Genomic DNA, 22703 nt, shown 5'->3' with positions numbered 1-22703 from the left:
GCGCTCTTTTTCAGGTACAATGAAATACAAGGTAAAAGGAGGAACTTCCGATGAAGAAGACGGCAGCAAGGACGCACCCCCTTCGTATTCTGCGCAATCAACACAATCTAACCATTGAACAACTGGCTAATGAAGCCAGAGTAGGAGCGGCAACAATCTGGCGTGCTGAGCATCAGTACCCGATTAATGCGGAGTCGCGGCGGCGTCTCTGTAGCTATTTCGGGAAGACATCGCGCGAACTCGGTCTGATCGAGGCCGAGGAGTCTTCACCGAAGCTGCCCACCGGAGAGCAGCAACCAAGCGAGCAGACAACCGATACACAGTTCATCCAGACTGCATATGCGTTAGCCTCCTTGCTTGATGAAGGGTGGAAGCCGCACGCGCTGCTTGACGTGTTGCAGATCATTCTTCAGAGCGTGCAGGCGCTGCCTGAAGAGGTGCGCCGAGCGTTGCTGCATGGCGATAGTGCACAACTTGCTCAGAAGGTGGCACTTGTCGGGCGGACGCATGTGAGTATGAAGGAGCGTATTCAGCTCTGTCAAACGCTGAGTGAGAGTGTTTCGGTTGCCTGGCAGCTTTCGCATCAGGTGCGTCCGGATCACACGTTTATGGTGGCGCAGGCGCTCCTGACGCTGCTCCAACAAACGCATGAGCTGCTTCCAGAGCAGCAGCGCGGAAGCCTGTATGCGGCACTCTACAATCTACAAGGGGCTGCGTACCTTTATCAAGGACGCTATTGTCAGGCTCATCAATCTCATATGAAGGCGCATGTGGCGGCGCTTGAGGGGTCCGATATCTGGAATATGGCCCAGAGTTTGAATTGGCTGGCGGTGGTCGCCAATGCCAGCGGCAATCATGCCGACGCCCTTCAGTATATCCAGGCTGCCCTGCACCTGCTCATCAGGTCAAATGGAGAAGAAGACGAAAGATATGTACGCTTAAAGGCCCATCTCCTTGCCGATTGGGCGTATAATGCTGCTCGCTTGCATCGCAGAGAGGAGACCCGCGAGAAACTGGCCGCCTCCGCTGCGATCACCGAGCGCCTTAAGCCGAACGAAGAGTACGACCAGGCACGCTGGTACCAGATCGCGGGAAGCTGTAGTCTGTCGCTGGACAACCCCGCAGAGGCCATTCGCTATCTGGAACGTTCGCTAACGCAGGTCTCACCGGTCTGGATTATGCGCTGCCTGTTGACGATGATGCCGCTTGCCGAGGCCTACGCCCGGACACATGAGCTGGAAGCAAGCCTGCGGATCGCGGAGCGATCTGTCACGCTGCTTGATAATGCGGCTTCTACGATGCTCTATCAGCGCTTTAAAGAATACCAGCAGATACTGGTAACACTTTTTCCGTCAGAACCCATAGTACAGCATTTTCTGGAACAGACACAGGGAACGCTGCTGTTAAGTTCGTAGCTGGAAGCCAACAAGAAAGCGACAGGACCAGATCTATCGCACGAGCAGCATCCGCGCGATAGATCTGGCTTCACACAAGCTCCTTTCCTGCTTTCTCTTGATAGCTCTGACGAGCCTGCTCAACTTCCTCCATGTGCTCTTCAGCCCACTGCCGCAGCGCCCGCATCAGCGGAATGAGCGTGGTTCCAAGCGGCGAGAGCGAGTATTCCACGGCGGGGGGCACGGTTGACGTGACCTTTCGTTCGATAATACCGCGTTGCTCCAGATTGCGCAGCGTCTGGGTCAGCATCTTATGCGAGACGCCTTCTATGGCTCGCTGCATCTCATTGAAGCGTGTGGGGCGCTTTTCCAGCAGCGCGAAAACAAGAGCCGTCCACTTGTCGGCAATCAGATCAAGCACCTGCCGCGAGGGACAGTGTGCGATCAAAACGCTGTGTGGTGATGATGTTTCGAGCACTCTTTCCATACTCAATACTATACCATAGGGTCGGTTCTTTTTTGTACTCCCAGGTTACTTAAAAGTGCGTACTTGTAGGGCTTCCCATTTCAGCGTATAGTATGGACAACCTCGACAGAGGGAAAGAGAAAAAGCAATTCCATCAGGAAAGGATAATAGATATAAAATGGAAAACTCTATTGCTAGAAATGAGAGTACGCGAAAAGTTGCACTGGTTGTCGGTGCTCAGGGTGTGATCGGTGGGAACCTTATTCAGTATCTGAGCACGCTTGATGATTGGGAGATTATTGGTCTGTCGCGCCGTGGTGGCTCATCGAGTGAGCGTGTGCGACATATCTCGGTTGACCTGCTGGATCAGGCCGACACCCGGGAGAAGCTGAAAGACCTGTCAACAGTTACCCACGTCTTCTATGCCGCATATCAGGACAAGCCAACCTGGGCTGAGCTGGTTCAACCAAATCTGACGATGCTGGTCAACGTGGTTGAGGCCATTGAGGAAACGTCACCTGTCCTACAGCATATCAGTTTGATGCAGGGCTACAAGGTCTACGGGGCGCACCTGGGACCCTTTAAGACGCCTGCTCGCGAAACCGATGCGTTCCACATGCCGCCAGAATTCAACGTCGATCAGCAACTTTTCCTTGAGGCGCGGCAGAAAGGTAAGCGCTGGACCTGGAGCGCTATTCGTCCCTCGGTCGTCGTCGGGTTTGGGCTTGGCAACCCGATGAATCTGGCGATGGTGATCGCGGTCTATGCGTCTCTGTCGAAGGAGCTCGGGATACCATTGCGCTTCCCTGGCAAGCCGGGTGCATATCACTCGCTGCTGGAAATGACCGATGCCGGTCTGCTTGCTCGGGCGACGGTCTGGGCGGCCACAAATGAGCGCAGCGCCAATCAGGCCTTCAACATCAACAATGGTGACCTCTTCCGCTGGTCCGAGATGTGGCCGAAGCTTGCCCGCTTCTTTGATCTGGAAGTCGCGCCGCCGTTGCCGATGTCGCTTCAGGTCGTCATGGCCGATAAAGAACCGCTCTGGCAGCGGATGCAGGAGAAGTATGGGCTGGCGAAGATCCCGTATAAAGACGTGTCATCCTGGACCTTTGGTGATTTTGTCTTCTCATGGGATTATGATATGTTTGCCGATGGATCAAAAGTCCGTCGATTTGGTTTTCACGAGTATGTTGAAACTGAGGCCATGTTTCTGGATGTCTTTGCTGACTTCCGTCGCCGTCGAATTATTCCGTAACGTTTCCATACCCGGATACGAAAGAGCGTCTGTGTCATGGAATATTTGTACCGTCTGGTCACGTTTCATTCGTAGAGAAAATGTGACTCCAAGGCAATAAAGGAGGAAACAAGTCAATGGCTGATCTCAACAATCCGACTGTTCAGAAGATCCTGAAATCGAAGAACTTTGCCTTCCTTGCGACCCTCGGCCCTGCCGGGGATCCGCAGGTATCACCGATGTGGTTCCTGTGGGATGGTCAGTATATCAAGTTTACGCACACGACGACCCGGCAGAAATTCCGCAACATCAAGCGTGATCCGCGTGTTGCAGTGGCGATTATCGCGCCTGATAATCCCTATACCGCTGCCGAGTTCCGGGGTAAAGTTGAGCGTATCGAAGATGACCCGCAGGGCGATTTTTACAACGAACTGGCCGAGCACTATGGCAGTGATCTGCGTTGGTCGGGAGACCCGCGTGTGGTGCTCTATATCAAACCGGAGCATGTTACCGGTCAGAACCTCTAAAACTCCGCGTGGCCCTCTATGCATAGGGGGCCACATGTCGCTTTCTCCCGATGTACCTTGAAAGATGATGGAAGGGGAGAGCGACATGTCTTTCAACCCTCTCATAGGTGTTATGCCTGGTGGGTCATCGCTGCCCGGGCCGCTTTTTGACGGCGAATATAGTTGACGGTTCCAAACATAGCCAGCGCAACGACACAGATCGGGAAGGCTTTGGTGACGCCGACCGCTACTGAGAGAGGCAACGTGCAGGCAAAGATTGCCGTTGACAGGAAGTTGAGCAGGAAGGCGCTGCCCCAGAACACAGTGAGCACGCGGTGACTATGACGCATTGATGATGAGCCTTGCTGCCAGCGCTGATTGAACTGTGCCACTTTTTCGGGATCGTTGCCAGTTGCGAACTGTCTGATAACATAGAACATAAATGGCTTTGAGAAGAAGAGTGATAGAAAACAGATGATTCCGAACACCCCCTGAAGAAGCGAGCTGGTAGCGATATAGAGTTGCGCATTGTGAACCAGCAACAGTAATACGATACTGACAACGATATCTGCCAGTGAAATCAGGCCAATGATATCCAGTGAACGCTTTCCGATCAATTCCTTGAGCGTGTAGAGCAGCGGGACCATCGAAATGACGCCGAGCGCGAGCAGTTCTTGCATGTGCATTTGTTGGGTGAGCAGGAGAAAGAGCAGGTAAGGCACTGCGGCCGTGACAACTAAACTGATGATAAGTCCTCTGAAACTGTTCTTCATTGTTTTCCTCCGTGTTGTTGTTTTTGTTGCCCTCAGTATAGCCGTGGAGACGCTGTTTTTCTTGTGCTAAAGGTCATTCTTTGCGGGCTATCTTCGCGGAAGCACACCCATGACTGGAGTCATATGACCGGTGTCACTGGCACAGAAGTATGTGGTTCAGTATAATCAAGGGATGGATTGAAGGATTGCATAAGGGGGAGCACATGAGCCAGATAAAGCCTGAGCGCCAGCCTGTTGCCTGGGGCTGGCTTGATACTATCTTTTATCTTTGCTGCATCGTCGGGTTTATCAGCTCGGTCCTCACGGCGAGGCATCTGACTTTTCCGTTGCTGCTGGTGGGTATCGTCTGTACCGCACTCTGGGCAACAGTTGCCTTTCTCATAGATAGAGTAGGTGGGAAGATGCGGACGCTGCTTTTACTCCTCTTAACGCTTCTTTCGGCTGCTATTCTTGTTCTCGCATTATTTGGACTCGGGCTCAACTGGCTCACCGCGGCGGCCTGTGTAGGGATTGCAACGGCGGTCGTGGGTTGGTTTGCGCTTCTTGTCATTGCCGGGCTCGGGCTGACCGGCATTCTTGTCATGGTTTTCCTGGGCGGTAGCCTTGCTCTGGGTGATCTGGGCTCATTTCTGATATCGTTGTTTTTCTCCTTTGCGCTGGTGAAGGTGATGCGGCAACTGATCGAAGCGCATAAGTATTCCCAGAAATTGACAGAGGCCCTGAAGCAGTCTCATCAGGAACTCATTGAGGCGAACGAACAGCTTCAACAGTACGCGGAGAAGGTGGAAGAATGGTCAACGATGCGTGAGCGAAACCGGATAGCGCGAGAAATTCATGACTCGGTGGGGCATTCCCTCACCCTGCTGGCTGTACAGTTAGAGACCGCGATTAAGCTGGAAGAGCGTGGTGACCCGAGCCTGCGTCAGGAGCTCTATGAGGCTCGACGGGTTGCCGGTGAGTGCCTGGCTGATGTCCGTCGCTCGGTTGCTGCGTTGCGCCCGGGAACGAAGGAACTGCTGGCTGACATGGTGCGGCGGCTGGTTTCTGAGTTTGAGGTGGTGAATAAGGGGTGTGAGGTTGCGCTTGACCTGGACGAATTGACTGTCGAACCAAAGGCTGAGCAGAAGGGTACCCTCTATCGCTGTGCGCAGGAGGCGCTGACCAATATCAGCAAGCACTCGCGGGCCAACAAGGTACTCCTGCTATTGCGCACCGATGAGGAGCAGGCTGAACTGACGGTGTTAGATAATGGGGATGGTGGTGGGATCGCGATTTCCTCATCTGGCTTTGGGCTTCAGGGAATGAGGGAACGCGTAGAGGAGTTACAGGGCACCTTCCGAACAGGCGCAGAGCCGGGTCGAGGCTGGCGAGTGGAGGTCAGGCTACCGATGCATACAGATCAGAAGAGGAGAATACATTGATATGGGAGCACAACGCATTCGTGTCTTGATCGTGGACGATCAGCGCCTTTTACGCGAGAGTTTTCGCAAGTTAATCGAGATGGAGCCCGATTTTGAGGTTGTGGGCATTGCCTCTTCGGGAGCCGAGGCCCTGCGTCTTGCCGAGCAATTACGGGATCAGCAGCAGGCCCCCGACGTTGTGCTGATGGATATTCGGATGCCAGAAATGGATGGTATCGCCGCAACACAGGCTTTTAAAACGCGCTGGCCCGATAGCCATATTGTGATTCTCACCACCTTTGATGATACCGAGCTTATTCAAAGTGGCCTGCGGGCAGGAGCGCTCGGCTATCTGCTGAAGGATATTTCCGCCGAACAGCTCTCCATGACGATTCGGATGGCGGCTCAGGGGCAGATGCTGCTGCAACCGGAGATCGCTCAAAAGGCCTGGACGATTCCTGCCGCGCCGCCAGAGAGCCACCAGGAAAGCACGGGATCGCAGTTGACCGAACGCGAGCGCGAGATTCTGGCAATGGTTGCCCGGGGTGCTTCTAACCGGGAGATCAGCGAGGCGCTCTACATTACGGGTGGCACCGTCAAGAATCATTTGAGCAGCATTTTCGGCAAACTGGGTGTTCGTGATCGCACGCAGGCTGCAATCAAGGCGCGTGAAATGGGGCTGTAACCGGGTGAACACCTTCAGATGAGAAACGCCAGCCTTGAAGAGAGGCTGACGTTCTCTGTGAAGCGAAGGAGTGCAGAGAGGCTGTCTAGCTGCACGCTGTTCCATTCAGAGTGACACTGCTTGGTGGCGGGTTAGATGACCCGTTCGCGACAAAGCTCACCGAGGCTGAGCCGCCCGCCGCAATAGAGCGGTTCCAGTCGGGAGCTTTCGCTGTCACCTGTGAGCCCGACTGCGTAACGGTAGCATTCCAGCCATTCGTGACTGATGTACCTGTTTGCATGGTCCAGCCAATTTCCCAGGGAGCAACTGAACGTGAGCTGGTATTGGTCACGCTGATAGTGGCCTGGAAGCCGCCCTGCCATGCATTATCGATTTTCACCGTTGCCTTGCAGGTCAGTGGCGTTTGTGTCGGCGTCGGGGTCGGCGTGGTCGGAGTGCCGCCGCCGGTAAAGACGACATCGGAACAGTTGTAGAATGCTTCGGGGCTATCTGAGCGCTGCCAGATAGAGTAGATGATATGACGCCCGCTCTTGTTTGCGGGAAGCTGTGCCTGCCACTGGTATGCGCCATCCACGATTGGCGGATTGGTTACCGTATTGAAGGGCAGCGGTTCCAGATCGGACCACTTGAGCGGCTGCGTCGGGTCATATCCATCGCGGGTGACATACAACTCAAAGGTGCCTGGATGGGGAGCCCATGCTGCATATTTGAAGGTATGTATTACGCCTGATTGGAGTGTTGTCGAGGGCCAATCAGTGCGAGCGGCGTCATAGGCGGCATACTTGGTAGTCCCGGCTGAGCAGAGGTGCCCATCAGGGATAATCTCGCGATGACGCCCGGCTGCGTTCGAGATCAGAATAGCGAACCAGTCGTAGAGCGGCTGCGTTCCTCCTATCGCGACCGCATCCTGACAGGCCGGTGAGTCGGGGTCTTCGGGTCCTTCCAGATAACAGAAGTAGGTGCGCGTGGCAGGCGAGGTCATCGCCCCATGCGCCTTGACGATTTGGGTGGGAAGAAATGCGGCCAGAAGCGCGGGCACAATCAACGCGGCAAGAACCAGCCCGAGCACGGCCCATCTCGTTTGCTTGCTGTGCGGGAACATCGATTCCTCCTATCCTCTCTATTCCCTGGCAACAATAACCGGCGAACATTCAAACGCACTCCGTCAACGTTGTCCTTAATCATGTTTTCCGTGATCTAACAGCAGTATTCCGGGCGCTTTTGTTTTTCTTGTACCATATGACAGGTATGATGGTCAAGCAAACACGGCTACTGATGAAAAACTGAATAGTACTGAATAGTATCGAAAAATAGGTAAAACAGTGAAAGAGGAGAGGAGTGAGGGAATCTGACACAACACTCAGATTTCTAAACAAAACGATTGGCGCGTACGCGCCATTTCAGCAACAATCATCCCTGTGGGAGTGTGCCCTGAAAGATCGCGCCCCCGCCTTCCTGATTGCTGACAGAGAGCTCTCCCCCATGAACCTGCATGATCTGGCGGGCGATTGTCAGGCCCAGACCAGCGCCGCCGGTCCTGCGATTACGCGAAGCCTCGCCCCGGAAGAGTGGCCGAAAGACACGCGGAAGGTCGTTCGGAGCGATGCCGGGACCACTATCAGCGACGGTAAAGTGCAGGTGTTCCCCTTGCCATTGCCAGCGAATCGAGATAACGCCTTGCGCTGGTGTATGACGAAGTGCATTTTCAAGCAGGTTGTCGATAACCCGTGCGAAGAGCCGCTTATCCACGTTCAACAGCGGCGGTGTATCACCTGTTGCGGTCACCGTAATGTCTGCTTGCTCCGCCAGAGGACGGATCGCTTCAACGCTTTTGGTCAGCAGGGCCGCGATGTCGGTCGGTTCGCGCTGCGGCAGGAGTTCAAGGTATTCGAGCTGTGTATAGGTGAAGAGGTCGGTGATCAGGTGCTCAAGTGCGTCCGCTTTTTCTCGGCAGATCCGCAGATAGTGGGCGATCTTCTCGGGAGTATCCGCAATCCCCTGCTCGATTCCTTCGAGATAACCTCGCAAGGAGAATAGCGGCGTGCGGAGATCGTGCACAATCGCGCTGATAAAGAAGCGACGTTCCTCCTCCATTCGGTTTTGTTGTGCCAGAGAGTCGCGCAGAGCCTGTCCCATTGCGTTGAACGCGGCAATGGCTTCGGCCATCTCACGTGTCGATGACGAGGGAAGTGAGAATGTGAGATCTCCCTGTCCGATCTGCTGGCTTGCTTTACCGATAGCGCTTAATGGGTGGAAGATGGAGCGTTGCAGAAAACACGCGGTCGCGGCAGCCAGAAGCGCCTGCATGATCAGGAGAACCAGGAGGATGAAGCCGAAGAAAAGCGCAGTTCCCGGGTGGACAGGCGAGGCATTGGAGACGCCCGTTGTGGTCAGCATCAGGAAGCAGACGGCGATGGTGACAAGGAGTAGCACGGCATAGAGCATCCAGAAGAAGGTGAGCCAGCTATGCAGCGAGCGCTGTTTCATGCTCTGTTTCATTCTTTCTCCCCCTCGAAGCGGTAGCCGACGCCACGCACAGTGATGATATGGTGTGGTTCCGCCGGGTTCTCCTCGATCTTTTCCCGAATGCGCCGAATATGGACCGTAACCGTTTGCCGGTCGCCGATATCACCCCAGAAGCGTTCAAAGAGCTGCTCACGCGTAAAGACCTGACGCGGGTGTTCCGCGAGCAGACTGAGTAGCGCGAATTCGCGAGTCGTAAAAGGAACCGGGCGACCTGCCACACGCACTTCATGGGCGGTCAGATCGATCACGAGACGACCAAAATCGAGCACTCTGGTGGTTGGCTGTTCCCTCTGGCTGCGCCTGAGCACTGCCTTGACGCGGGCCACAATCTCACCAGGAGAGGCCGATTTTGAGATATAGTCATCCCCTTTCAGGCCAAATCCCCGGAGCTTCTCGCGATCGCTGTCATACGCGCTGAGAAAAAGAATAGGCAGGTCGCTTGTTTCGCGGATCTGGCGACAGAGATCGAAGCCAGAACGCCCGGGCATCATCACATCAAGGATCATGCAATCAATCGGCTCCTGGTGCAGCATGGCAAGCGCTTTGTCCGCGTCTGTTGCCACCAGCACATGAAACCCTTCGGCCTTCAGGAAGTCCTTAAGAAGCTGGCCGATGGCAATATCATCGTCTACAACAAGCACGGTTGCAGGTAGCTGAACCTCTCTCATGGTGTTGTCCCCCTGTTTTTTTCTCATTATGGCTCATCGGGTCGGAAGATGCCAGAAGGATGAAGCCGGGATCGCAAATGTTGAGCTGTTGTTAACCTGTTGTTTATCTTTCTTTCCCTGAAGCTGTAATGTTGCGCGGGTAGACTGAGGTGCAAGCAAGTCGCTCACGGATAGCGCGACTGCTTGTTGAGAGAAAGGAGCTTTTTGCATGATACAGCATCTTCCGCGTGTGACTCCCGGGCGGGGCATATTGGCGGGATGCAGCCAGGTTCTGGGAGCACTCCGGGCCGAACTGCTGATGCAGTGGCGGCGGCCAGGTTTCTGGATCGCGTATGGCTGCGTGACCGGGCTGTTGATTTTGTTGACCCTTCAGGGCGCGATTCCTTTGCGGGCGCTTCCCCCTGACTCTATCTATGTACAGAAACACTACACTGCTGAGCATCTGGCGCATCTACTGGTATGGAATGCGATGATGTATGGAGCGATGTTCTTCGGAATTATGGCGGCGTTTCTGGTGGTTGATCGCCTGGAGCGCGAGAAGCGTCTGGGCACATGGCAATTGCAACGAACGAGCGTGGGAGGCTGTGGACGCTATGTCCTGGGTAAGATCGGGGGAAATATGCTTGCCGTCTTGCTTCCGGCATTGGTCGCGGTCCAGCTTTGTGCGTTGGCTGCGGTGCTGGTTGGTTGGCCCGCGAAGCTTCAGCTACAGTTTCTTGAGGCCTCCTGTCTGGTGCTGATTCCCTCGATGCTTGCGGCGGTGGCGGTCACGTTCTTGCTGGCGAGTCTGCTCCCTGTACGTATCGTTCAGGTCGCGTTTTCTCTGCTCTGGCTTGAATTGAATATCGGGACAGGCTGGTACGGGCTGGTGTTTTCACCATTCAATCCAAGCGGGATGCTTGTTTTGCCGATCTTCTTTCCCACGCCACCCACCACCTACGTTGATCCAACCTTCAAGCCGTCAATGGAGCTGGCTCTGCTCAACATTGGTACTTTGCTGCTAACGACGCTTGTGGCGCTCTGTCTGACGTATGGCAGCCTTGTCATGCAGCAGCGGAGGGAGGAGCGAGCATGAAGATGCTGAAATACTCAGGGGAGCGGCGTTCCATGCCGATGCGTGAGCAGGCGCTGTTGCTCTGGTATCATCTCCGCTTGCTGAACTGGTGGCTGTTTCTGTTGATGGTGCTTGGCTTCTTTGTGGCCGGCCTGCTCGTCTGGTTTCAGGTGCAGAGGGGCAGCGCGGAATTTATGTACAATGCGGGCGTGCTAAGTCGCTTTATGCTCGAACCTGGTATCGGGCTCTTCGCGGGCCTGCTTGCCAGTGTATTGATTGTCGGTGATCCACTGCTTTCGGTGGTGATGGCAACCTCCCGAGGGCTGTATAGTGTGGTGCTCTGGCGTTTGTTGTTGAGCTGCTCCGGGCTGCTGCTGTGTTCGATGGTGTTTCTGGGCTGGACGCTTGCGCTTGGCGTGGACTATGCGCGACAACAGGGGCCGCTCTGGTTTCTGCTCGGCTGGCTGGCTCCCTTCTGCTTGATGAGCATGCTCGGCCTGCTTGGATCTCTGTTGACACGCAACGCAACGCTTGGCCTGTTGCTTGCTGTCCTCCCGCTGGTTGCTTCGCTGTTTCTATACGAGAAACTATCCTCTATTGAGGCGCTCCATCCATTCTTTATCACCTATACCTTCTCAGGAGGGCAGGATGCGCCCGACTGGTGGATCAACCGTCTGACGTTGCTGGCTCTTGCGGCGGGATGCGCTCTCTGTAACTGGTGGCTCTTACGACGAGAAGAGCGATTGCTGAACGAAAAACAGTGAATGAAAGGGCCATACTATGGAAATTGTGATTGATCATCTGACAAAGCACTATGGATCATATGAAGCATTAAAGGCGATCTCTGTTCGGATTGAGCGTGGTATGTTCGGCCTGCTTGGGCCCAATGGAGCCGGGAAAACGACTTTGCTCCGCATTCTGGCGACGTTGTTGCAGCCAACGAGCGGGCGCGTGCTTGCCGGTGCGTTTGATTTGAGGCAGCGGGCACAGCGCAAGGCGATGCGAGCCAGCCTGGGCTATCTTCCGCAGGAGCTCTCTTTCTATCCCGAATTGACGGGCCGGGAGTTCCTGGATTACATGGGCCTGCTCAAAGGGCTCTATCAGCGACGCGAGCGACGAACACAGATCGATGCCCTGCTTCAGCTTGTGAACCTGACCGAGAAGGCGAACCAGAAGGTAAGTGCCTATACCGGAGGAATGAAGCGGCGTCTGGGGCTTGCTCAGGCGCTTCTAGGTGATCCTCAGGTAATTGTGATCGACGAGCCGACCGCTGGCCTTGATCCCGAAGAACGAATACGCCTGCGCACCCTGCTGACCGGGCTTGCCGAGGATCGAATTGTGATTCTCTCAACCCATATTGTGGAGGATATCAGCCAAACCTGTGAGCGCCTGGCCGTGCTCGATCAGGGACAACTGGTCTTTGATGGCTTCACACGCCAGTTGACTGCGGCGGCAGAGGGTGCTACGTGGCAATTGCTGGCTACGCCTGATGCGGTCTTGCCACGAGAGCTCAGTGTCATCTCGGCGCTTCCACAGCGGCATGAGGTGCTATATCGAGTGGTTGGTCCGAAACCGGATGGGCCGGTGCGAGCTGTGCAACCGGTAGCACCAACGCTGGAAGATGGGTATGTCTGGTTGCGGCGTCAGCATGCAGAGCGGCGTCAGCAGGTTTCGGTCTTCTAGATTGTATGCTTAGAAAAACGCTTGACTCTGACACGGTGTCATACTCTAGAATACCCGACAGAAGGAAGACAGGAGCGAAGGAATAGAATAAATGGAACCAGTATATAGCTGATCTATTATGCTCTGGATGTCTTTCATGTATGGGGATCTTGAGCAAGTTTCTGTTCTACAAAGAGGAGATTGAGGATATGCAATTTGGCATCGTGTTTCCCAATTTTGGCAAGTATAGCGATGTGCGTGTGCTGGCCGAGCTTGCTCGTGAGGCTGAGCAAGCGGGATGGGATGGCGTTTTTCTGAATGATACTATTCAGATGCAAGGGTTTGAAGGTTTGCCTGCCAATGATCCCTGGATGGCGATGACGGCGATGGCGTTGAGCACCAAGCGGGTCAAACTCGGTCCCTGGGTGACTGCTCCTACGCGGCGGCGTCCCTGGAAAATGGCCCGCGAGGCGACAACGCTGGATCATCTTTCCGGTGGGCGGCTCATACTTGGGATCGGCTCGGGTGATGAGCATGATCGGGGTTTTGAGCTGTTCGGCGAGGAGATGGATAGCAGGAAGCGTGGACGTTTGCTTGATGAAAGCCTGGCCATTTTTGAGGGCCTGTGGAGTGGCAAGCCTTTCAGCTTTGATGGCGAGTTCTACCACATCAAGGAGGTGACGCTGCTACCCGCGTCGTTGCAGCAGCCACGCATTCCCATCTGGATCGGCTGGCTATGGCCGCGTAAGAAGCCACTGGCCCGCGCCGCTCGCTTCGATGGCGCGACACCGTTTGCGGTCAATCCGGATGGCTCCTATAGGACAATCATGCCTGATGAGGTGCGGCAGATGAAACAGTTGCTTGAGGAGCGTCGTGTAGCAAGCACGCCCTTTGATATTGTCATCAATTTGCCTTTGTTCCAGATGCATGATGAGAAGGGGCAGGAGCTTCTGCGCGCCTATGCTGCCGAGGGGACGACCTGGGGCCTGCAATATGTGATGGAACCAGATCCAGAGGTGACGCGGGCTACGCTGCGTCAGGGGCCACCTGTCCCGAAGGAGCACTAAAAAGCAGGATCATTTGACCGATCGTTCATGAATAATCGAGGGGTAAGCATGCCAGTGCTGCCCTTTTTCTATGTCTGCCGAGAAAACTCTTGATTGTGGTCTGCAAAACGCTTGACATCACAACTTTTTTTTGGAATATAATCCAGTCATTCCAGAAAAAGTTGTACTGTTTGTTCCAAAATGGGGCGAAGAACATCAGGAGTCTTCAAAAGGACATAACTATGAGTGGTAAAACGCGACATGCTGGCTGGATTCTGGCTTTGCTCGGTCTGGCATCGGAATTATTCTTGCGTCGCTGGTATTGTTTGTCGTCTTCTTTGTGATCGAAGCCCGCACGAAAGAACCTCTGATGCCCTTGCGACTGTTCCGCAATCGGAGCTTGATCGCGTCGATGGGGATTACTGCTATCTTCATGGGAACCTTTGGAGTGCAGCCATATCTGTTGACGATCTGGCTCCAGCAGGTGCATCATGTTTCGCCACTGGAAGCCGGGCTTGTCTCATTGCCGCTCTCACTGGCGGTCATGGTCGGGACGAATCTTGGTGGAGCGTTGGCGACCAGGATCGGGACGCGTGCCACGCTGGCACTTGGTCTCGCTATTGGTGCGGTAATGTTTGTGGTGCTGGCGTTTGTGTTGCCGCCATCTGGTCCGTACCTGCTGAACCTGTTGATTGTTGGGATTATCGCGGGTCTGGGACAGGGGATCGTCTGGACTGCCATGTGGATTGCGGCAGCGGCGGGTACGCATGAGCAGGAGCAGGGGATTGCGTCGGGGATGGCAAGTACCACGCAGCAGGTCGGGAACGCGCTTGGCCTTGCGGTGTTTGAGGCGGTCGCCTATGCTGGCGTAAGCGGGTTGAGTGGTGGCAATATCGAGGGTGTGCTGAATCAGGGCATACAGAACGCTTTCCTGATCGCTGCAATTCCGATGGCTGTTGGACTGCTGATCGCACTTATCGTGTTGCGGTCACGCGCTCACGAACCCAAAGGAGAGCCTATCCCGGCTGGCGCGTAGATGGTGCAACAAGCGCTCACCATGCTCGGGAAAATGCTGAGGCCTTGAACTGGGAACTGGGCGCCGAAGCGTTTGGGGCAATTGATCGGGCTTCTACTCCATAGATAGCGCTTGTAGTACAGAGTGAACCGTAAGAATCGCATGCCAATGAACGTCATCTGAACAGACACTTATTCCTCTCTTGCCTGAAGACGGGGCTTCCTGGGCCGATTCAGTGACGGGTGATTGTAATGGGGAAAAGCAATGGGCATGCGATTCTTTTCTTTGGCTAAGAGGTTGCCGGTAGCAAGCTTCCTTTATCCCCAGTTTCTTATGGTGATCGAGGGCAGCAGGGATAAGAGATGGATACGATCCTGTTGCCGCTTCTTCCACGTTGAGGCATTGGTAGCGATCTAGCGGGAGGCGCCTGATTCTAAAAGGAGAAAGTGGGCATGGGTCATAGTCAGGAAATACTTGAGGAAGAGAAAGCTATCAGTGCGCTGGAATAAGTTAAGAGCGGTACCACGCTGGTTGTGTCGGCTTGAAGAGCGCGGTTGTGCTATTTATATGTAAGCCTGAATTTTTTGCTCCACGTGCAATTTTCGATTTGACAAAGCAAAAAAACTTGTGATTAAGTATGATTGTTATGTAGTGTAACAGGTAAATAAAAGGAAGAGTTATGCTGTGGAGAAAAGTGCTTTTCAGGATATCTTTGCAGGCAGTACCAGTTATTGTTGGGGATGTGGCTGTAATAATCAATACGGGCTGCAACTGAAGAGTTATTGGGCAGAAGATGGAGAGGGAACAATCTGTGTCTGGCGGCCTCAAGCGCATCATACTGCTGCCTGGCCTGATATTCTCTCTGGCGGGATTATTGCTTCGTTGATTGATTGCCATAGTGTTTGTACCGCGATGATGGTCGCGCATCGCGATGAGAACGTTGCCTGGAGTAGTGAGCCCGCGATTATTTATATAACGGCATCGTTACAGTATCTCAAGCCAACCTCGATGGCCCATCCTGTGACACTTCGGGCTACTGTCAGGGAGCAGACAGAGCGCAAGATGCGGGTGGAGTGCGGTGTGTTTTCACAGGACGAAGTGTGTGCACGTGGCGAGGTAATAGCGGTTCGTCTGGCTCCGAAAACGTGAAATACACTCCGAATCGATACAGGGTGTGGGCTCTCTCCGAAGAGAGCAACCCACAGCTTGTTTGCCGATTATTGTACGCTTGCGGTAACATCCTGTAGCGCCCGTTCGAGCAGCGCTGCCGCCTGATCCAGGTCGGCGCGAGTGATCGTCAGAGGTGGGATCATGCGGATGGTATCCTTTGACGGGTTGTTGAGCAACAGTCCATGTGCCATTGCACGCTCAACCAGTGCGGGGGCAAGCTCATGCTTGACATGCACGGCACGCATCAGGCCGAGCCCTCGCGGGCTGTCGATGATGGGATACTTGCTGCACAGAGAACTCAGGTGTTCGTGCCAGTAGGCACCCATCTGTGCCGCGTTCTCAATCAGCTTCTCCTCAAGAATGGTTTTGAGAGTGGCGACACCGGCAGAGCAGGCAAGCGGGTTGCCGCCAAAAGTTGTCCCGTGTTCGCCAGGGGTGAAGAGATCGGTGCGCGGTCCGGTCAGCATTGCGCCGATGGGCACGCCGCCTGCCAGCCCTTTGGCCAGCGTAACGATGTCCGGGCGGATGCCGTACTGTTCCCAGCTAAAGAAAGTACCTGTTCGGCCCATGCCTGCCTGAATCTCGTCGCAGATCAGCACAAGGTTCTGCTCGTCGCACCACTGGCGCAGGCCCTGCATGAATTCTTTAGTAGTAGGCCAGATGCCACCCTCGCCCTGTACAACCTCAACCAGAATAGCTACAGTTTTCTCACTGGTGGCTGCCTTCACGGCGTCAAGGTCGTTCAATGGAACTTGCTGAAAGCCGTCTGGAAGCGGGGTCCAGGCGGCCTGATAGGAGGGCTGACCGGTGGCGGCTGTGGTGGCAAGCGTGCGACCGTGAAAGCTGTTGTGCATGCTGATGACTTCGTAGGCTCCATTACGATGCAAGCGGCCATATTTGCGGGCCAGCTTGATGGCTGCCTCGTTGGCTTCCGCGCCGCTGTTGCAGAAGAAGGAGCGCATGCCGCCGCTGAGCTTGCCCAGTTGTTCTGCCAGCTCAACCTGCGGAATGTTATAAAACAGGTTTGATGTGTGAACAAGCTGCGTGACCTGTTCTTGCACTGCCTTGATAATCGCGGGATGACAGTATCCGAGCACGTTGACGGCAATACCCGCTACCAGATCAAGGTATTCCTTGCCCTCGCTATCCCAGACACGAACTCCCTCGCCGCGCACAAGTGTCAGCGGCAGGCGTTTAAATGTGCCCTGATAATATTGGTGTTCAAGGGCGACCCAATCGCGTTCATGTACTGTTGTCATACGTAAGAGGTCCTTTCAAAAATGGGTGGACGCAAAGACCTGTATAAAAAAAGAAGAGCCCCGGCGGCTGGAAACTGAAGGATCGCAACGCCGGGAACTCATCAGTTGCGGTCTATTGTACACTCTGGCCGCTGTTGGCTTCAAGTATATGGGGTATTGGTACTGGGAGAAGGTGGAGAGGTTCGCCTTGTGATGCGTCGTCTTTTCTGCTATAGATGACCTTCTTTCCATTATTGCTCCTTTTGAGCGGGCATGATATCATCTCAAAAGAGAGGGATTGTCTCTTATAAGGAGAATGATGATATGAATATTCGATCTGAGGTCTTCAGCGATTATGCAGTTATTGGCGCGCTCCATGCCCGTGCATTCGATAATCGCGCGACAGAGGCGATAATTGTTGCCTTATTACGCCAGCGCAGGTCATTCGATCCCGAATTATCACTGGTTGCTGAAAGAGATGGCCATATCGTCGGGCATGCCCTGTTTTCGCCGCAGCGTATGCGTCTGCTTGAGCAGACGGTTCCGGTAGTAAACCTTGCGCCGATCGCGGTTGATCCGGCATATCAGGGCCAGGGAATCGGCAGCCAGCTTATCATGGAAGGGCATCGATTAGCTGCGGCAAAAGGCTATCAGGGAAGCGTGCTGCTCGGTCATCCCGACTATTATCCGCGTTTTGGCTATCAGACGGGCGCTTTTGGAGTTTCAGAGCTGGTTGTACCCTGCGAGAAACGGGGGGCCGGTACAGTCTGTATGCGGAAGCCTATCTATGAGGATGTTCCGGCTTTACACGCGCTCTGGGAGCATGAAGAGGGGGCCGTTGATGCGGCGCTGGACCCGGGCACTGACCTGCTTGACTGGCTCAGCCCGAATCCAACCATCCAGGCAACCGTCTATACACGCGAGGGGGAGATTGTTGGCTATACGCGTACGCATAGCAAGGAACCAACAAAACCGCTTGTTTTCCTCGCGCAGGATCACGAGGCCGCCCGGGCGATCGTCGCAATTATGGCTTGTTCCTCAAATATCTCCGAGGAAGAATACGTGCTGCCACTGCATCCCTCCTCGGCGTCTACCCCGGCATTTGGTGCGGCAACGTGTACCACATGGAAGGCTGCTATGATGTGTTCATTTGGCTCTGAGATCATCGAAGCCTATCTTTCTATGGTGCAACACAAACAGCGAGCACCGGGCCGGGTAATATGGCCTGTCGCGTTTGAGCTGGAATAAGCAGCCTGGCAAGCGAAGCCCTTATGCACGGTTACGTAGAAATGTGTCCCAGGTAATACGGCCGACCGCTCGTTCTGGTACCAGGTTTATTCCTGATTGAAAAACGCTGAGAAGGGTCCCGTTTGGGTCATATTGAGTGGTTGCTTGCTTGTGGTATATCTGTTTGTAGATCTCAACCATCTCCTCAAGGGAAAGAATCTGCGGCCCGCCCATGTCGGGAGCACGTCCGGCTGGCCCCTGTTCGGCAAACTCAATCAATGCATGGGCAACATCGGCGATATCGATGGTCTGGAAGCGCATGCGCTCAGGAATCGTGATGGTTCCCGTAGCTGGATCTTCTGCCTCGGTTATGATTCTCAGGACGAAGTTGTGAAACTGGGTGGTCCGCAGGATAGTATAAGGGACGCCCGATTGCTGCAGAACTTGCTCAACCCTGTATTTAGCCTGATAGTAGGGGTACGTTGTTTTGTCTATGCCAACGATGGAAATATAGACAATATGCGGTCGACCCTGTGCGGCTTCAAGCAGGCGCTCTATGCCCTGAAGCTCTGTTGCATTGGTTTCGTCTCGCAGGCTGGCGCAGTGAATGATCGCATCGACGCCGTTGGTCGCTTCTAACAGGCTGCTGCCGGTGCGGATATCGCCCTGATAGACGGCAACATTCTGAAAAGATGGTGCCTGTCGACTATAAGTACGCACAGCATGTTGACGTTGTTGAAGCTGATACACCACTTCGCGTCCTAGCTTGCCAGTCGCCCCGGTTACCAATATCGTTGACATACTTTTTCCTTCCTTTCTCGTCTATAAGCTCTATTAAAGATAGATGTTATCTCTAATTGGGAATAAAAAAACACCTCATCGTTCGGTTGCAGCGTTTCGCAGCCATGCCTCGCTGGCTTGAAGAAATTCCGGTTCTACGCCCTGGCTAAAGCGCTCATAGAGATCGCTTAGCGTCTTCTGCCCTAAGAATTCGCGCATCAGATTCTCTGCTTCCAGCATCGTCTGATGAATCTTACACATGCCTTGACGTCGCGGCTTTTTGCCTTCATAGAGCACGCAGTTTCGGCGAATCTCCTGGCACTGAAAGAACGGAGAGCGCCCCTCGACAGCTTCGACAACATCCCAGAACGTGATCTCGCTTGCTGGATGCGCCAGCTCGTACCCCCCTTTGACACCAGGGGTAGAGTGGACAAGACCCGCTTTTTGGAGCTTGGTCATGATTTTGGAGAGATATGTTTCCGATATCCCGAGATAGGTTGCCAGCTCCTTGATGCCCAGATAGTTCCCTTCCGGGAGCTGTACAAGGCAGAGCAGGCTATGCAGGCCATATTCTACACCAATGCTGAATTTCATAATGCTCCAATTAGAGATAAGGGTTGTCTACGATATCTGTCAAGAGCGTATCATATTATTCGAGAAGCTGTCAAGGGATTGTATTATTGTGGGATCGGCTGCTTTCTGGGGCGGCCCCGGCGCTTCAGGCGAGACCTCACCTGAAGCTACTCATATTCAAGGATGTTACCGTACTGATCTGTGACGATTCGGCAGCAACCCCGCATCAGATCTTTGAGCATCTGGCGTGCCCGCTGAACTCGGGAACGAGCTGTTGAGAAAGAGATACCGAGCTTTTCCCCCGGTTCTTTTTGTGACATCCCACGAAGGTCGGTCAGCTCAAGTGCCTCACGGTAGAGCGGCGGAAGGAGTGGCAGCATGTTTCTTGCAGCAGCGGCTGCTTTCTCAAGAAGATCAGATGTATGTTCTGGTTCCTCGATCTCAAGCGCGGTTGTGTCCTCGATTTCGATGAGCGGCTGTTGCTTGCGGTAATAATCGGCGTGTTTGCGGTAATCTGATACAGCCAGGAACGGAGCTTCTGAGGGGCGCGCAGGCTAGCGCTATGGCTACAGGTTTTCAAGAACGTATCCTGAAGAATGTCATCGACCGCTGTGGGGTCCTGCACTTTTGAGGCCGTAAAGCGCTTCAGTGGCTCATACCATTGGGTTCAGGAATCCTGTTCGTTCACGACAAAAATCCTTTGGGCGCTCTGAAGAACTGCTTGGCAAGGCCTCAAAAGGACATTGTCAGGACGTGTTGATAGCAACAAAGGTACGTGGGCGTGTTGGTTCCGGCCCGAACGAACTCGGGCTATCGCGGCTTCACATCATGCGGCAGGTTGAAGCAAGTCTCAAAGGGCTAGGCACCGACTATATCGACCTCTATCAGATTCACAATCGGCTCACCGATTGGGAGGATACGCTGCGAGCGCTGGATGATCTGGTTCGGAGCGGCAAAGTGCGCTACATTGGCTGCTCGAACCTGTTTGCCTGGCAGATCATGAAGGCGCGAGGGATCTCTGAGCGAAACGGATTGCATGCATTCAAGAGCAACCAGGTGTATTACTCGCTTGCTGCGCGCGAGTTGGAGCGCGAAATCATTCCGGCGATGCAAGATCAGAAGATGGGCTTGCTGGTTTGGAGCCCGCTGGCTGGCGGTTTCCTGTCGGGCAAATATAGCCGTGAGCAGCAGGGCAGCGATGAGGATCGCCATACGAAGTTCACCTTCCCTCCGGGCTGATCGGGAAAGGGGATTCGCCATCCTGGATGTGCTCCGGGAGATTGCGGAGGCGCATAAGACCCCGGTGTCGAGTATCGCGCTTGCGTGGCTATTGCATCAGCCGGCTGTTATCAGCGTGATTGTGGGGGCGAAGCGCTCAAATCAGCTTGCGGAGAATCTGGCGGCTGCTGATATTCAATTGACTGTCGATGAGCTTGCACGACTGGATGAAGTGAGCCGCGTGCCTGAGGAATACCTGACCTGGGAATTTTTGCAGGAGGACGATTCGATCAGACGATAAGGTTGATACGGGGAACCTTGTGGGAGGTTCCCTTTCCTTTTATCCTGGTTTATAAGTATAGCGTTTTGCCTGCTTCATAGGACTGATGATAAATAGTGCCAGTAACACGAACAAAAACCATGAACTGATCTTATCGGGTGAGACCGGGTGCCAGCTCTGAAGCTGCTGCGGATAGGCCCAGGCGTGGAAGTAGGTAGCGATGTTTTCCGCGAGCCAGATAAAGAAGCCAATCAGAAGGAACGCAAGCAGCAAGGGCATTCTATATCTCTGCTTATTGACGGTAAAGTACACACTGGTGGGCCAGAAAACCAGCACCAGGAGCGCCATCAGGATCCAACGCATATCCGGGAGAAAATGGTGCGTGAAAAAGTTCGCGTAGATGAGCATGCCAAGCGGTATCACCAGTAAGAGGGAAGGCCAGTGTTGGATAGAGAGCTGTAGCCGCTTCCATGCTTGCATGATATAACTGGCAACGCTGGCATACAGAAAGCCGCTGTAGAGTGGTACACCCCCTATTTTTGTCCATGCATATTCTGGATAGGACCAGGAACCCATATGCACCTTATACAGTTCCATGATCAGCCCGATGAGATGGAAAAGCGAGATCAGCGCTATCTCGGTTCGAGTTTCCAGCCCGCTGCGGTACATCCCCCATTGAATCAGCAGGCAGATGACAAGCATCCAGTCATAGCGTTGGGGCAGGGCAAAAAGCTGCGTCAGAGCAAGGGACACAAAAATGAGTACTGGAAAGAGACACGATAACGCTTCCTGCACGCCAAAATGGACCAGAGTAACGAGCCATTGCTTCATAAAAAACCTCCTTATTCATGCTGAGTATAAGAGGGAGATGCGGCGTGGAGAAAGGTCTTGAGTGATCGCTTTCGTTGCACTGAGGAGTCTCTTCTGTGGTTTCGGGACAAGCCTGAAAGAGGTATAGGATCTCTTTTTCTGCTACCCGGTTTTTGATGAAATAAGGATGCAGGACATCTTCCACCATCGTTTTCAGAAAATTGAGCAAGACACAAGAAGCACCTTCTACATCTGTGTCCTGTCTCTCCACTTATAGAGGGGATTCATTGCTCTTACTGGCGGAATGTCATCACGCACCAGTACAATTCTGCTCAATGGGGAACATGGTTTCTGGTGGACGGCGAGCATAAAGGGGAGAGAAATAAGCTATGATGCGGTGATGTTGTGCGTGAGGAAGCAGAGAAAGAACCCCTGGCATGTGTGGCAAAGAGGTTCTTTCTTTGGGAGGAATCTAGCCCCATGCCCTGATTTTGGTGGGCGTGATCCGAATGGGTTCTGAATAGTTGCTCGCCATTTGTTCGGCTGTCCAGCCCATTGCTTTCATCTTCGCGATATATTTCTGCACGTACTCAGGGAGCGTCGCCTTGAGGTTGGGGTCCTGAAGATGCTCAGCGGTGCCCTCTACAATGACGACATCGCCCCCGCCTTTGGTGTCATCCAGTGCAAGCGTGACGTACGGGTTCTGCTGGATATTGCGGAGTTTCAGCTTCCCGGGCTGGCTGAAGAGCAGAATACTGTTACCATCCCAGAGGAACCAGACAGGTACCGTAAAGGGTTTCCCTGAAGAGCTGACCGTTGTCAACCAACCGATTAGATCGGAACGTAGACGCTGCTCGGCGTGTTTTCCCCATTCTGTATTCGTATCGAGCATACTTTCAATCCTTTCTCAGAAGAACGAAGTGGCAATAGGCTATTCTCTGTCTATCATACCCCATAGAGCGAGAAGAGGCAATT

At 53.9% G+C, this 22703-nt stretch carries 26 protein-coding genes and 1 pseudogene; 14 read left to right on the top strand and 13 right to left on the bottom strand.

The features are described 5' to 3' along the window. Nucleotides 1-50: 50 nt before the first annotated feature. Nucleotides 51-1415, top strand: a complete 1365-nt coding sequence (locus EI42_RS09075) for a helix-turn-helix domain-containing protein (RefSeq protein WP_111321068.1) — start codon at nucleotides 51-53, stop codon at nucleotides 1413-1415. Nucleotides 1416-1485: 70 nt separating this feature from the next. Here EI42_RS09075 and EI42_RS09070 read toward each other — a convergent pair whose 3' ends face one another. Continuing rightward, nucleotides 1486-1881 (bottom strand): winged helix-turn-helix transcriptional regulator, encoded by a 396-nt coding sequence (locus EI42_RS09070; protein WP_111321066.1) that lies wholly within the window; start codon nucleotides 1879-1881, stop codon nucleotides 1486-1488. Between the two features lie 157 nt (nucleotides 1882-2038). Here EI42_RS09070 and EI42_RS09065 point away from each other — a divergent pair, with 157 nt between their 5' ends. Together EI42_RS09065 and EI42_RS09060 are read left to right on the top strand one after the other, a co-directional pair. Next, complete coding sequence (locus EI42_RS09065) at nucleotides 2039-3118, top strand: SDR family oxidoreductase (RefSeq protein ID WP_111321064.1); 1080 nt, start codon at nucleotides 2039-2041, stop codon at nucleotides 3116-3118. Between the two features lie 116 nt (nucleotides 3119-3234). Then, entirely contained in the window at nucleotides 3235-3624 is a 390-nt protein-coding gene (locus EI42_RS09060; protein ID WP_111321062.1) for a PPOX class F420-dependent oxidoreductase, read from the top strand. A gap of 110 nt (nucleotides 3625-3734) precedes the next feature. Here the strand turns inward: EI42_RS09060 and EI42_RS09055 are convergent, their stop codons facing one another. Continuing rightward, on the bottom strand, nucleotides 3735-4376 hold the full coding sequence (locus EI42_RS09055; protein ID WP_111321060.1) for a VC0807 family protein: 642 nt from the start codon (nucleotides 4374-4376) through the stop codon (nucleotides 3735-3737). Between the two features lie 203 nt (nucleotides 4377-4579). Here EI42_RS09055 and EI42_RS09050 point away from each other — a divergent pair, with 203 nt between their 5' ends. Both EI42_RS09050 and EI42_RS09045 read left to right on the top strand, forming a co-directional pair. Then, nucleotides 4580-5797 carry a sensor histidine kinase gene (locus EI42_RS09050; protein ID WP_170142487.1) on the top strand — a complete coding sequence of 406 codons (1218 nt, stop codon included), beginning with the start codon at nucleotides 4580-4582 and terminating at the stop codon, nucleotides 5795-5797. 1 nt (nucleotide 5798) lies between these two features. Further along, nucleotides 5799-6461 (top strand): response regulator, encoded by a 663-nt coding sequence (locus EI42_RS09045; RefSeq protein ID WP_111321056.1) that lies wholly within the window; start codon nucleotides 5799-5801, stop codon nucleotides 6459-6461. Between the two features lie 85 nt (nucleotides 6462-6546). Here the strand turns inward: EI42_RS09045 and EI42_RS09040 are convergent, their stop codons facing one another. From EI42_RS09040 to EI42_RS32430, 4 genes are all read right to left on the bottom strand, one after another. Beyond that, on the bottom strand, nucleotides 6547-7563 hold the full coding sequence (locus tag EI42_RS09040) for a lytic polysaccharide monooxygenase (RefSeq protein ID WP_111321054.1): 1017 nt from the start codon (nucleotides 7561-7563) through the stop codon (nucleotides 6547-6549). A 308-nt stretch (nucleotides 7564-7871) separates the two neighbouring features. Then, the gene (locus EI42_RS09035) at nucleotides 7872-8948 is read right to left on the bottom strand and encodes a sensor histidine kinase (protein WP_211326093.1); all 1077 of its coding nucleotides are present in this window, start codon (nucleotides 8946-8948) and stop codon (nucleotides 7872-7874) included. 8 nt (nucleotides 8949-8956) lie between these two features. Further along, a complete protein-coding gene (locus EI42_RS09030) occupies nucleotides 8957-9655 on the bottom strand; it encodes a response regulator transcription factor (protein ID WP_111321050.1) in 699 nt (232 codons plus the stop codon). A 33-nt stretch (nucleotides 9656-9688) separates the two neighbouring features. Continuing rightward, nucleotides 9689-9865 carry a hypothetical protein gene (locus tag EI42_RS32430; protein ID WP_170142486.1) on the bottom strand — a complete coding sequence of 59 codons (177 nt, stop codon included), beginning with the start codon at nucleotides 9863-9865 and terminating at the stop codon, nucleotides 9689-9691. On the opposite strand from EI42_RS32430, the gene EI42_RS09025 reads away from it, so the two are divergent. The 6 genes from EI42_RS09025 (at nucleotide 9864) to EI42_RS09000 (ending at nucleotide 15581) form a co-directional block, all read left to right on the top strand. Then, complete coding sequence (locus EI42_RS09025; RefSeq protein ID WP_111321048.1) at nucleotides 9864-10730, top strand: ABC transporter permease; 867 nt, start codon at nucleotides 9864-9866, stop codon at nucleotides 10728-10730. The two genes, EI42_RS32430 and EI42_RS09025, sit on opposite strands and share 2 nt — an antisense overlap. Nucleotides 10731-10732: 2 nt before the next feature. After that, on the top strand, nucleotides 10733-11473 hold the full coding sequence (locus tag EI42_RS09020) for a hypothetical protein (RefSeq protein ID WP_137686291.1): 741 nt from the start codon (nucleotides 10733-10735) through the stop codon (nucleotides 11471-11473). A 16-nt stretch (nucleotides 11474-11489) separates the two neighbouring features. After that, nucleotides 11490-12392 carry an ABC transporter ATP-binding protein gene (locus EI42_RS09015; protein WP_111321044.1) on the top strand — a complete coding sequence of 301 codons (903 nt, stop codon included), beginning with the start codon at nucleotides 11490-11492 and terminating at the stop codon, nucleotides 12390-12392. Between the two features lie 188 nt (nucleotides 12393-12580). Next, nucleotides 12581-13438: an LLM class flavin-dependent oxidoreductase gene (locus EI42_RS09010; protein WP_170142485.1), complete on the top strand. Its 858-nt coding sequence runs from the start codon at nucleotides 12581-12583 to the stop codon at nucleotides 13436-13438. 319 nt (nucleotides 13439-13757) lie between these two features. After that, complete coding sequence (locus tag EI42_RS09005; protein ID WP_246046510.1) at nucleotides 13758-14453, top strand: MFS transporter; 696 nt, start codon at nucleotides 13758-13760, stop codon at nucleotides 14451-14453. Nucleotides 14454-15116: 663 nt separating this feature from the next. Further along, nucleotides 15117-15581: a PaaI family thioesterase gene (locus EI42_RS09000; protein ID WP_111321038.1), complete on the top strand. Its 465-nt coding sequence runs from the start codon at nucleotides 15117-15119 to the stop codon at nucleotides 15579-15581. Between the two features lie 68 nt (nucleotides 15582-15649). Here the strand turns inward: EI42_RS09000 and EI42_RS08995 are convergent, their stop codons facing one another. Then, nucleotides 15650-16861, bottom strand: a complete 1212-nt coding sequence (locus tag EI42_RS08995) for an acetylornithine transaminase (RefSeq protein WP_111321036.1) — start codon at nucleotides 16859-16861, stop codon at nucleotides 15650-15652. Between the two features lie 303 nt (nucleotides 16862-17164). On the opposite strand from EI42_RS08995, the gene EI42_RS08990 reads away from it, so the two are divergent. Further along, nucleotides 17165-18088 (top strand): GNAT family N-acetyltransferase, encoded by a 924-nt coding sequence (locus EI42_RS08990; RefSeq protein ID WP_170142483.1) that lies wholly within the window; start codon nucleotides 17165-17167, stop codon nucleotides 18086-18088. A gap of 21 nt (nucleotides 18089-18109) precedes the next feature. Here EI42_RS08990 and EI42_RS08985 read toward each other — a convergent pair whose 3' ends face one another. The 4 genes and pseudogenes from EI42_RS08985 to EI42_RS34845 form a co-directional block, all read right to left on the bottom strand. Further along, nucleotides 18110-18868 carry an SDR family oxidoreductase gene (locus EI42_RS08985; protein ID WP_111321032.1) on the bottom strand — a complete coding sequence of 253 codons (759 nt, stop codon included), beginning with the start codon at nucleotides 18866-18868 and terminating at the stop codon, nucleotides 18110-18112. 75 nt (nucleotides 18869-18943) lie between these two features. Further along, entirely contained in the window at nucleotides 18944-19441 is a 498-nt protein-coding gene (locus EI42_RS08980; RefSeq protein ID WP_111321030.1) for an RrF2 family transcriptional regulator, read from the bottom strand. Nucleotides 19442-19587: 146 nt separating this feature from the next. Next, the gene (locus tag EI42_RS32425) at nucleotides 19588-19860 is read right to left on the bottom strand and encodes a sigma factor-like helix-turn-helix DNA-binding protein (RefSeq protein ID WP_246046509.1); all 273 of its coding nucleotides are present in this window, start codon (nucleotides 19858-19860) and stop codon (nucleotides 19588-19590) included. A 119-nt stretch (nucleotides 19861-19979) separates the two neighbouring features. Continuing rightward, a pseudogene (locus EI42_RS34845) lies at nucleotides 19980-20045 on the bottom strand (hypothetical protein); the annotation flags it as partial. Nucleotides 20046-20173: 128 nt separating this feature from the next. On the opposite strand from EI42_RS34845, the gene EI42_RS34285 reads away from it, so the two are divergent. Both EI42_RS34285 and EI42_RS34280 read left to right on the top strand, forming a co-directional pair. Then, entirely contained in the window at nucleotides 20174-20659 is a 486-nt protein-coding gene (locus EI42_RS34285; RefSeq protein ID WP_170142482.1) for an aldo/keto reductase, read from the top strand. A 28-nt stretch (nucleotides 20660-20687) separates the two neighbouring features. Next, nucleotides 20688-20939 (top strand): aldo/keto reductase, encoded by a 252-nt coding sequence (locus tag EI42_RS34280; RefSeq protein WP_211326091.1) that lies wholly within the window; start codon nucleotides 20688-20690, stop codon nucleotides 20937-20939. 39 nt (nucleotides 20940-20978) lie between these two features. On the opposite strand, the gene EI42_RS08955 is transcribed toward EI42_RS34280, so the two are convergent. Further along, nucleotides 20979-21749 carry a DUF817 domain-containing protein gene (locus EI42_RS08955; protein ID WP_111321020.1) on the bottom strand — a complete coding sequence of 257 codons (771 nt, stop codon included), beginning with the start codon at nucleotides 21747-21749 and terminating at the stop codon, nucleotides 20979-20981. Nucleotides 21750-22200: 451 nt separating this feature from the next. Beyond that, the gene (locus tag EI42_RS08950) at nucleotides 22201-22620 is read right to left on the bottom strand and encodes a TIGR03667 family PPOX class F420-dependent oxidoreductase (RefSeq protein ID WP_111321018.1); all 420 of its coding nucleotides are present in this window, start codon (nucleotides 22618-22620) and stop codon (nucleotides 22201-22203) included. Nucleotides 22621-22703: the final 83 nt, after the last annotated feature.

This window comes from Thermosporothrix hazakensis, assembly GCF_003253565.1.
Lineage (GTDB): Bacteria > Chloroflexota > Ktedonobacteria > Ktedonobacterales > Ktedonobacteraceae > Thermosporothrix > Thermosporothrix hazakensis.
This window is presented reverse-complemented; position numbering and strand designations above follow the sequence as displayed.